Genomic DNA, 10,537 nt, shown 5'->3' with positions numbered 1-10,537 from the left:
CGCTGGGCCTTTATTTTTTTCGTGTTTTCATACTATTGCAACGCTTTGCGTACGGCTACGCAGAACGGAGATCCCGTGCGGAAAGGGCGCGGAAATCTGGGGGAAGATAAATATACTGCGCGCGGGTGCTCTGAATCCTGTCGAAAGGCAAGGAAAGAGGTACCCCTACACTCAAATTATCAAGGTGTACACAGTACATTTTCTGGTGTACTTTGTACCTCAGCATGGAGAGGGTGCCAGTGAGTCATGCGCTAGTATTTATTGAGACCCCGATGTTTACGCGGCAGGTAAGGGAAATTGCCACGGACGACGAGCTAAAAGAACTCCAGAAAGAACTCATCGAATCACCCGATAAAGGCGATCTGATACAGAAAACCGGTGGCCTGCGGAAAGTCAGAATGGCTACAGGTTCCCAGGGTAAAAGTGGAAGTGCCAGAGTGATTTACTTTCTGGCAACCAAAGAGGTCATCTATCTGGTAATGGCCTACCCGAAAAATAGTAAAGACAGTCTGAGCGACATGGAAAGGTCAGAGCTGAAGACATTGACGAAATTGCTGAAAGATGAGGTATGACATGAGCTTTTTTGACGATATGAAAACGTCTCTTGAAGAGGCCGTCGCGATTAAGAACGGGGTTGAGGCTCCGGCCAATGTCACTCGTTATGATATCGCCGATGTGAAAGCGATCAGGGCGCAGCTTAATATTTCTCAGAGTGAAATGGCAAAGGTGTTGGGTACCAGCGTTGATACCATTAAAAGCTGGGAAACAAAAAGGCGTAATCCGACCGGTCTGGCTGCAAAGGTGCTGGCGGCGATTCAGGCTAATCCTGCCTTCTTCAGGGAGTTGGCGGCCCATTAGGGCTTGCTTTCCTGCTGCTGTATACGCGGTGTCTGACGCCCTTCCTTCAGAAAAAAACGGCGAGCCTAGGCTCGCCGTTTTCACGCTGGATACCCGGGCTTATTTCAAGCCGGCAGCATCGCGCAGCAGTTCTGCTTTGTCTGTCGCTTCCCAAGGGAAGTGCTCACGACCAAAGTGACCGTAAGCTGCAGTTTCGCGGTAGATTGGTTGCAGCAGGTCCATCATCTGGATCAGGCCGTATGGGCGCAGATCGAAGAATTCACGCACCAGCAGGGTCAACTGTTCGGTAGGGACTTTCTCAGTACCGAAGGTTTCCACCATTATTGAGGTCGGTTCTGCCACGCCGATGGCGTAGGAGACCTGGATCTCACAGCGGTCAGCCAGGCCAGCCGCCACGATGTTTTTCGCCACGTAACGCGCTGCGTAGGCTGCTGAACGGTCAACTTTAGACGGATCCTTACCAGAGAACGCACCGCCGCCGTGACGAGCCATGCCGCCGTAGGTATCAACGATGATTTTACGCCCGGTCAGACCACAGTCACCCATTGGCCCGCCGATAACGAAACGGCCGGTTGGGTTGATGTGGTATTTGGTGCTGGCGCTTAACCATTCAGTTGGCAGCACGGGCTTGATGATCTCTTCCATTACCGCTTCTTGCAGATCTTTCAGAGAAATATCTTCGGAATGCTGGGTGGACAGGACTACTGCGTCGATGCCGACGATTTTGCCGTCGTCATACTGGAAGGTCACCTGGCTTTTCGCATCTGGACGCAACCATGGCAGGGTGCCGTTTTTACGCACTTCGGCCTGACGCTGCACCAGACGGTGCGCGTAGGTTACCGGTGCAGGCATCAGCACTTCGGTTTCATTGGTAGCATAGCCAAACATCAGGCCCTGGTCGCCGGCACCTTGTTCCAGCGGATCGGTGCGGTCAACGCCCTGATTGATATCTGGGGATTGCTTGCCGATTGCGCTCAGTACGGCACAAGAGTTGGCGTCAAAACCCATATCCGAGTGGACATAACCGATTTCGCGTACGGTTTTACGGGTGATTTCTTCGATATCAACCCAAGCGCTGGTGGTGATTTCACCACCAACCAGTACCATGCCGGTTTTCACGTAAGTTTCGCAGGCGACGCGTGCTTTAGGATCTTGTTCCAGGATGGCGTCGAGGACGGCATCGGAGATCTGGTCAGCAATTTTGTCAGGATGCCCTTCGGAGACGGATTCGGACGTGAATAGGTGTTTAGCCATTGTATTCTTTACCTTGCATAAGACGGGTTAGAAATTACTGCACAGCGCTGGAGATCCGGCATCAAAGCGAAGGGTCTTCCGCTGATGGCGCGAGATACATCCTGCAACGCCCCTCAGGCAAAGCCGTTAAGCAGTTTCTTCGTTAATCAGTATAGATGGATTAACATCTGGACGTCTATTTTAGGTCAGGCCTTGACCGGATTGCCAGTATTTTTTTGCCATTTCGCTCTTTTGCGCAAAGCTGCCGACGCCATTTTCATCGCTTGAAACAGTTTCCGACAAATTTTCATTTTGCATTTTCCCCTGGTTATCGGTATAAACTGCGCGCGCGGCTCATTTGGTGCACAGTGCGGGGAAAGAAGTTGTAAACTTCTGTGACTCGCCATGGGTAGCCGGATTGTCAGCTGCAGACGTCGGCCTTTTTGACGTCGCCGCTTCATAGAACGGTCACGTTCTTACACTATTAATAGAGGCTCGGTCGTTCATTGAGGACGACGTGCGTGGAGGTGGTTGGATTAATGATCCGTTGTCTACCGGTTGTTGGTTCTCAACAGCAGTGCCGTTCTGGCGCACATTCTTCTGCTATTTCCCGTCTTGTCTCTACACCACCTTTCAGGTGTGATAAACACCTGGGCGCTACTCAGGATTCTCGGGCCGGTTAACGGTCGTCTGAAGAACTGAACAAGGGTAGCCTGCAGCCTTCCTGTGGGATGTTTCTTGACCCGATTCACGAGGTTTGAACAGGGTGTCTTACAATTATATGAGTAATAAACCGATCGCTGACCGCGAACGGCAGTTTTATTCGCTGCCGCAAGGGCGGTTTGTTGGGTTGTTCTCGCGGGTTGTAGCTGCGATAGTGGCTGACTGTATCGTCAGTACGGGATGTGAGGCGAGTAATGTCTGATGATCTGTTGATTCACCGTCCGTCAGCAACGGGCGAATCTATATCTTTGCGCTCCATGCAGGAGGTTGCCATGAATGATCGTGATGCCAGCAAGATGCTGCGCACTTATAACGTCGCCTACTGGGGCAACAATTATTATGACGTCAATGAACTGGGTCACATCAGTGTGTGCCCGGATCCTGACGTCCCGCAGGCGCGTGTCGATCTGGCTGATTTGGTCAAACAACGCCAAAAAGACGGTCTGCGTCTGCCGGCGCTGTTCTGCTTCCCGCAGATCCTGCAGCACCGCCTGCGTTCGATCAACGCCGCTTTCAAACGTGCGCGTGAATCGTTTGGTTATGAAGGTGGTTATTTCCTGGTTTACCCGATTAAGGTCAACCAACACCGTCGCGTGATTGAATCTCTGGTCAATTCCGGCGAACCGCTGGGGCTGGAAGCCGGTTCTAAAGCTGAGCTGATGGCGGTGCTGGCACATGCCGGCATGACCCGTTCCGTGATCGTCTGTAACGGCTATAAAGACCGTGAATATATCCGTCTGGCGTTGATCGGCGAAAAGCTGGGGCACAAGGTGTACCTGGTGATCGAGAAAATGTCCGAAATCAACATGGTGCTGGAAGAAGCTGAACGTCTGAATGTGGTACCACGCCTGGGCGTGCGTGCGCGTCTGGCGTCACAAGGCTCCGGCAAATGGCAGTCGAGCGGCGGCGAAAAGTCCAAGTTCGGCCTGGCAGCCATTCAGGTGTTGAAACTGGTGGAAACCCTGCGTGAAGCGGGCCGTCTTGATAGCCTGCAACTGCTGCACTTCCACCTGGGTTCGCAACTGGCCAATATTCGCGACATCGCGACAGGCGTACGCGAATCGGCACGTTTCTACGTTGAACTGCACAAACTGGGCGTTAACATCCAGTGCTTCGACGTGGGCGGCGGTCTGGGCGTAGATTATGAAGGCACCCGTTCGCAGTCTGATTGCTCGGTGAACTATGGCCTGAACGAATACGCCAACAACGTGATTTGGGGTATCGGTGATGCGTGCAACGAACACGGCTTGCCGCATCCGACGGTGATCACCGAATCCGGCCGTGCAGTTACTGCACACCATACGGTGTTGGTATCCAATGTGATCGGCGTTGAGCGCAATGAATTCAGCGATCCATTGCCACCGGCAGAGGACGCACCGCGCGCGCTGGAAAGCATGTGGGAAACCTGGCAGGAAATGAACGAGCCGGAAAACCGCCGTTCGCTGCGTGAATGGCTGCATGACAGTCAGATGGACCTGCATGATGTCCACACTCAGTATGCTCACGGTATGCTGGATCTGACCAAGCGTGCCTGGGCCGAGCAGTTGTACCTGAACATCTGCAACAAAATCCAGCAGCAACTGGATCCAAGCAACCGCGCGCACCGTCCAATCATCGACGAACTGCAAGAACGCATGGCAGACAAGTTCTACGTCAACTTCTCACTGTTCCAATCAATGCCGGACGCCTGGGGTATTGACCAGCTGTTCCCGGTGTTGCCACTGGAAGGGCTGGATAAGCCGCCGGAAGGCCGTGCCGTACTGCTGGACATCACCTGTGACTCCGACGGTACTATCGATCACTACATCGACGGTGACGGCGTAGCGACCACCATGCCAATGCCGCCGTACGATCCGGAAAATCCGCCGGCGCTGGGCTTCTTTATGGTGGGTGCCTACCAGGAAATCCTGGGCAATATGCACAACCTGTTCGGTGATACCGCCTCGGTGGACGTGTTTGTCTTCCCTGATGGCACGGTAGAAACTGAATTGTCTGATGAAGGCGATACCGTTGCCGACATGTTGGAATACGTGCAGCTCGATCCTACTGCGCTGCTGGCCAAATTCCGCGATCAGGTAAAAGAAACCGATCTGGACAGTGGGCTGCAAGCGCAGTTCCTGGAAGAGTTTGAGGCCGGTTTGTACGGTTATACTTATTTAGAAGATGAGTAAGTCACGCTGAAAAGCCGGGCATCTCCTTGATGCCCGGCTTTTTTATTGGTTTTCTCCCGCATTTCCCCTCGCAATACCCCTTATCTCCTATCAGTTATCACAAATTTGTTAACTCTCCGTGAGGATTCGGACAGGGTTTTCTTTGTAGGTTGTCACTATCGGTTTGATCAGTCTTCGGGGTGGCAATGATGATGAACAGACGGCAGTTTATTCTGGTTGGCGGCGGCCTGTCCGCGGCGTTTTCGCTGGGGCTATTGCCAACGTGGGCCGCGCGGGCTGCGGCCACCGCGCAATTTGAAGTCAACTACACTGATCAACAGTGGCACGCGCGGTTGACCGCCGCGCAATACCATATTTTGCGCGAGGAGGGCACCGAAATACCCTACAGCAGCGCGCTGAATGACGAACACCGTGATGGGGTGTTTTCCTGTGCAGGGTGCGATTTACCGCTGTTTTCCTCCCATACCAAGTTTGACAGCCATACCGGCTGGCCGAGTTTTTATCAGTCTCTTGACCATGCCGTTGCCCAGCGCCAGGACCGTTCATTCGGCATGGTGCGAGACGAGGTGCACTGTCGGCGCTGTGGCGGGCATCTTGGACACGTGTTTGACGACGGCCCGCAACCTACCGGGTTACGTTACTGCATGAACGGGTTGGCGCTGTTGTTCACACCGCAACAGGCATAATGGGGAGAGCGACATGTTGATCCTGATACTGGCTTATCTCGGCGGCATTCTGACCATCGCCAGCCCGTGCATACTGCCGGTGCTGCCGTTCATTTTCTCGCGTGCCGATCGCCCTTTCTTACGCTCCGGTTTGCCGATGCTGGTGGGCATGGCGCTGACCTTTGCGCTGTTTGCCACGCTGGCGGCCGTCGGTGGTGGCTGGGTTGTGGCGGCCAATCAATATGGTCGCTGGCTGGCGTTGATCCTGATGGCGGTATTTGGCATCACCTTACTGTTTCCGTCAGTTGCCGAACGCGTGATGCACCCATTGGTATCGGCCGGTAATCGCCTGTCTGACAAGATTGCGGCAGACAAACAGCACCAGGTTGGCTCGTCGTTGCTGCTGGGTATCGCCACTGGCCTGCTCTGGGCACCTTGTGCCGGCCCTATTCTCGGTCTGGTTTTGACAGGAGCGGCATTGCAGGGGGCTAACGTCGGCTCAACATTGTTGCTATTGGCCTATGCCGCAGGGGCAGCAACGTCGCTGGCATTGGCATTGTTGATCGGCGGTAAGGTATTTAGCGCCATGAAACGCTCACTGGGCGCCGGTGAATGGATCCGACGGGGACTGGGGGCGGCAATGCTCGTGGGGGTAGTGGCGATTGCGCTTGGCCTGGATACCACGGTGTTGGCACGTCTTTCCGCGGCGTCGACGGGGGGAATTGAACAGCGGTTAGTACAGACATTGACGCCCGCCACCACGCCGGTGCGACCTCCGGTGCAAACGGCAGTCGACGCTCAACCGATGTTGGATGACCTGGGCGAGATGCCGTCCCTGTCAGGGGCTGTACAGTGGTTGAATTCCCCGCCGCTGACGACAGAGTCCCTGCGTGGCAAGGTGGTCCTGGTCGATTTCTGGACCTACTCCTGCATCAACTGCTTGCGCTCTTTGCCTTACGTGAAGGCCTGGGCGGAGAAATACCGCGATCAGGGGCTGGTAGTGATTGGTGTACATGCGCCGGAATTTGCCTTCGAGAGAGATATTGGCAATGTCACCAAAGAGGCGAAAAAACTGGGTATCGACTACCCGATCGCTATCGATAACAACTACAGCATCTGGCGCGCGTTCAACAATCAATATTGGCCTGCGCACTATTTTATCGATGCCACCGGGCATATTCGTTACCAGCATTTTGGTGAAGGCGACTATGCGCAATCTGAGCGGGTGATTCAGGAACTGCTGCGCCAGGCTGGGGCAAAAAATATCAGCACGGCCGTTAGCCAGGTTGCCGGGCAGGGCGTTGAACAGGCGGCGGGCAATCAGGCTGATATCTCACCAGAAACCTATCTGGGCTACGCGCGGGCGCAAAACTTTGCTTCCGGCGAGGCCGCTCAAGACCGGAGCGCCAGCTATGTCGTGCCGGCAAGTTTACCGCTCAATGATTGGGGGTTGGTGGGGAATTGGACGGTTGGCGAAGAAAACGTGATGTTGAATGCCCCTCAAGGGCGCATCGTCTACCGCTTCCATGCGCGTGATCTGCATTTGGTGCTAGGCCCGAACGCCGGGGGTAAACCGGTCGCGTTCAAAGTGACGCTGGATGGCAAAGCACCCGGTGAAATGCACGGCACGGATGTGACACCGGACGGTCGCGGCGTGGTCACCGATCAGCGTCTCTACCAGCTGATTCGGCAAACAGACGGCGCTGGAGAACACACCTTCAGTATTGAATTTGAACAGGCAGGGGTTGCTGCCTACGCCTTTACTTTCGGTTAATCCAGTGGTGAATATGATGAAACGTTCAAACAGGTTAGGCATGTTGTTGCGATCTTATGCCATCACTGGCGTGGTAGCGCTGGTCGGTGTGGGCCTTTGGCAGGGAAACGCGTGGTCATTTGGCGGGGCGGAAACCGCGGTAGTGATCCCAGCCCCTGCGGTTGATGAGCCAGCAGGCACCTCGCACACTGAGACCGCTATTTTTGCCGGTGGATGCTTCTGGGGCGTGCAGGGCGTCTTTCAGCATGTGAAGGGCGTCACCAGCGCCATCTCAGGTTACACCGGAGGCACCGCGCAAACTGCCGATTATCAGCAGGTCAGCGGCGGCGATACCGGCCATGCGGAGTCGGTGAAAGTGACCTTTGACCCGGCTCAAGTGTCCTACGGCGACCTGTTGCAGATCTTTTTCTCCGTGGCGCACAACCCCACAGAGCTGAATCGGCAAGGACCGGACAGTGGCACGCAGTATCGTTCCGCGCTTTTCCCATTGAATGCTTCACAACAGCAGGTTGCCAATGCCTATATTGCTCAGCTGCAGGCCAGCCACAGTTACGATCAACCGCTGGTTACGCGTATTGAGAGCAACGGGCATTTTTACCCGGCGGAGCCTTACCATCAGAATTTTTTGACTGAACACCCTGATTCCCTCTACATCATGATTAACGATCAGCCGAAAATAAAACAGCTGGAGCATTTATTCCCGGCGCGTTATAGCCAGCAACCCGTACTGGTGAAGCAGTAGTGCCTATACTGGACGGTGACGAGTCGGCAGGATGATGATGCGCGCTCTTGAAGCGCGAACGAAATGCGGCGATAATCTGCCGTATCAGCAGTACTGAACCAGATTCTGTATCAATCCCTTTCTCGTCGGGCTAACGACGCGGGAGGGATTTTTTTTTGTCAGCGCCTGTGTGATTTTTCGCCAGGTGAAACGTTGAAATATGAGGGTTTACTATGAGCACCTTAGGCCATAAGTCCGATAATTCTTTAGTGTCCAACGCCTTTGGTTTCCTGCGCTTTTCGCTGAACTTCATGCCTTACGACAGCGATGCAGAGTGGGTCATCACCGGCATTCCATTTGACATGGCAACCTCCGGCCGCGCCGGTGGCCGTCATGGCCCGGCGGCAATCCGCCAGGTTTCCACCAATTTGGCGTGGGAAGGCAACCGTTGGCCGTGGAATTTTGACCTGCGCGATCGTTTGAACGTCGTCGATTGTGGCGACATCGTGTTCAACTTTGGCGATGCTCAGGACATGAGTGACAACTTGCAAGCGCACGCGGAAAAACTGCTGGCAGCGGGTAAGCGTATGCTCTCATTCGGCGGTGACCACTTCGTCACACTGCCACTGCTGCGTGCACACGCTAAGCATTTCGGCAAACTGGCATTGGTGCACTTCGATGCGCATACCGACACCTATGCTAACGGCAGCCAATACGATCACGGCACTATGTTCTTCCATGCGCCAAACGAAGGCCTGATCGATCCAAAGCACTCGGTGCAGATCGGTATTCGTACCGAGTTCGATCATGATAATGGTTTCACCGTGCTGGACGCCGCACAGGTTAACGATCGTACCGTTGACGATCTGCTGGCTCAGATCAAACAGATCGTCGGTGATATGCCGGTCTACCTGACCTTCGACATCGACTGCCTGGATCCTGCATTTGCTCCGGGGACCGGTACTCCAGTGATTGGCGGCTTGACCTCCGATCGTGCGCTGAAGCTGGTGCGCGGCATGCAGTCACTGAATATCGTCGGTATGGACGTGGTGGAAGTGGCACCGGCCTACGATCAGTCTGAGATCACCGCGCTGGCTGCGGCGACCCTGGGCCTGGAAATGCTGTACCTGCAGGCCGCTAAAAAAACGAAATAAGTATACCCGTCGTCTTTCAAGCTGCAGCGTTGTTACCTGCTTTACAAGCCCCATCCGTGGGGCTTGCCCCTTCGGGGCCGCTGCAAGCAGCGTTCAAATCTGTTCCTGACAGATTTGTCATTCACCTCAGTCACTTACTTGAGTAAGCTCCTGAGGATGAATGCGCTGGGTGCCTGGCTGCAACTTGAAATACATAGGGTATAGCGGGTGGTGAATGTAGAACGGAAAAATATAGTCTAAAACACTCAGTTTGCCGTTCGTTACCGCACCATGAAAATGCCTGTATCTGTTGCCTCGAAGGTCTATAATCCGGGCTTACGGAGGAACCATGCTGACGAAACAATCCACACGTCTTAACAAATATATTAGCGAGAGCGGTATTTGCTCCCGCCGCGATGCCGATCGTTACATCGAACAAGGCAATGTTTTTATCAATGGCAAGCGCGTGACGCTTGGCGATCAGGTGTTTCCAGGAGACGTGGTCAAGGTCAACGGTCAACTGATTGAACCGCGCAATGAAGACAACTTGATCTTTATTGCGTTGAACAAGCCGGTCGGTATTGTCAGCACCACGGAAGAAGGCGAGAAAGACAATATTGTTGATTTCGTCAATCACAGTACCCGTATTTTCCCGATCGGGCGGTTGGATAAAGACTCTCAGGGCCTGATTTTCCTCACCAACCACGGCGATTTGGTGAACAAAATCCTGCGCGCTGGCAACGACCACGAGAAAGAATATCTGGTCACGGTGAACAAACCGGTGACTGACGATTTCATCCGTGGCCTGGGGGCCGGTGTACCGATGCTGGGCACGGTGACCAAAAAGTGCAAGGTGAAGAAAGAAGCCCCCTTTGTGTTTCGCATCGTGCTGGTCCAGGGGCTGAACCGCCAGATTCGCCGCATGTGCGAGCATTTCGGCTACGAAGTGACCAAGCTGGAACGTACTCGCATTATGAATGTGAGCATGGCCGGGTTGCCGCCGGGTGAATGGCGTGATTTAACCGACGACGAACTGGTCGAGTTGTTTAAATCCATTGAGGGCTCCTCCTCAGAGGCCAAACCAACGAAGAAAGCCAAGCCTGCGGTGAAAAAACCGGGGAACAGCGGGTCGAAAAGTGCAGAAAAGCCCAGCGGAAATGCACCTGCGCGTAAGCGCTTCGCACAGCCGGGCCGTAAAAAGAAAGGGCGTTGAGCAGCCATTAGCTTAAATATATCCGTCGGGCGTATTGTGCAGCCCG

The 10,537-nt window shown here is 54.3% G+C and carries 10 protein-coding genes; 9 read left to right on the top strand and 1 reads right to left on the bottom strand.

The genetic code is table 11. From position 1 onward, the window contains the following. Positions 1-239 precede the first annotated feature (239 nt). Together ACI2J2_RS16360 and nadS are read left to right on the top strand one after the other, a co-directional pair. On the top strand, positions 240-572 hold the full coding sequence (locus tag ACI2J2_RS16360) for a type II toxin-antitoxin system RelE/ParE family toxin (protein ID WP_404760444.1): 333 nt from the start codon (positions 240-242) through the stop codon (positions 570-572). 1 nt (position 573) lies between these two features. Then, positions 574-858 (top strand): NadS family protein, encoded by a 285-nt coding sequence (nadS, locus tag ACI2J2_RS16355; RefSeq protein ID WP_209637570.1) that lies wholly within the window; start codon positions 574-576, stop codon positions 856-858. Positions 859-957: 99 nt separating this feature from the next. Here nadS and metK read toward each other — a convergent pair whose 3' ends face one another. Further along, positions 958-2,112: a methionine adenosyltransferase gene (gene metK / locus ACI2J2_RS16350; protein ID WP_004947833.1), complete on the bottom strand. Its 1,155-nt coding sequence runs from the start codon at positions 2,110-2,112 to the stop codon at positions 958-960. Between the two features lie 760 nt (positions 2,113-2,872). Here metK and ACI2J2_RS16345 point away from each other — a divergent pair. The 7 genes from ACI2J2_RS16345 (at position 2,873) to rluF (ending at position 10,491) form a co-directional block, all read left to right on the top strand. After that, a complete protein-coding gene (locus ACI2J2_RS16345; RefSeq protein WP_112347340.1) occupies positions 2,873-3,016 on the top strand; it encodes a virulence promoting factor in 144 nt (47 codons plus the stop codon). Beyond that, on the top strand, positions 3,009-4,985 hold the full coding sequence (gene speA / locus ACI2J2_RS16340; RefSeq protein ID WP_209637572.1) for a biosynthetic arginine decarboxylase: 1,977 nt from the start codon (positions 3,009-3,011) through the stop codon (positions 4,983-4,985). Before ACI2J2_RS16345 ends, speA begins: the two co-directional genes overlap by 8 nt. A gap of 185 nt (positions 4,986-5,170) precedes the next feature. Beyond that, positions 5,171-5,671 (top strand): peptide-methionine (R)-S-oxide reductase MsrB, encoded by a 501-nt coding sequence (gene msrB / locus ACI2J2_RS16335; RefSeq protein ID WP_404760443.1) that lies wholly within the window; start codon positions 5,171-5,173, stop codon positions 5,669-5,671. Positions 5,672-5,684: 13 nt separating this feature from the next. Beyond that, complete coding sequence (locus ACI2J2_RS16330; RefSeq protein ID WP_404760442.1) at positions 5,685-7,424, top strand: cytochrome c biogenesis protein DipZ; 1,740 nt, start codon at positions 5,685-5,687, stop codon at positions 7,422-7,424. A 40-nt stretch (positions 7,425-7,464) separates the two neighbouring features. Beyond that, positions 7,465-8,166 (top strand): peptide-methionine (S)-S-oxide reductase MsrA, encoded by a 702-nt coding sequence (gene msrA, locus ACI2J2_RS16325; protein ID WP_265556799.1) that lies wholly within the window; start codon positions 7,465-7,467, stop codon positions 8,164-8,166. Positions 8,167-8,378: 212 nt separating this feature from the next. Then, positions 8,379-9,299, top strand: coding sequence for an agmatinase (gene speB, locus ACI2J2_RS16320; protein WP_404760441.1), 921 nt, complete (start codon positions 8,379-8,381; stop codon positions 9,297-9,299). A 328-nt stretch (positions 9,300-9,627) separates the two neighbouring features. Next, positions 9,628-10,491, top strand: coding sequence for a 23S rRNA pseudouridine(2604) synthase RluF (rluF, locus tag ACI2J2_RS16315; protein ID WP_209637582.1), 864 nt, complete (start codon positions 9,628-9,630; stop codon positions 10,489-10,491). The last annotated feature ends 46 nt before the right edge of the window (positions 10,492-10,537 follow it).

The sequence above is a fragment of the Serratia sp. NPDC087055 genome (assembly GCF_044900985.1).
Classification (GTDB): domain Bacteria; phylum Pseudomonadota; class Gammaproteobacteria; order Enterobacterales; family Enterobacteriaceae; genus Serratia.
The sequence above is the reverse complement of the archived record's forward strand: the minus strand, read 5'-3'. Positions and strand labels throughout refer to the sequence as shown.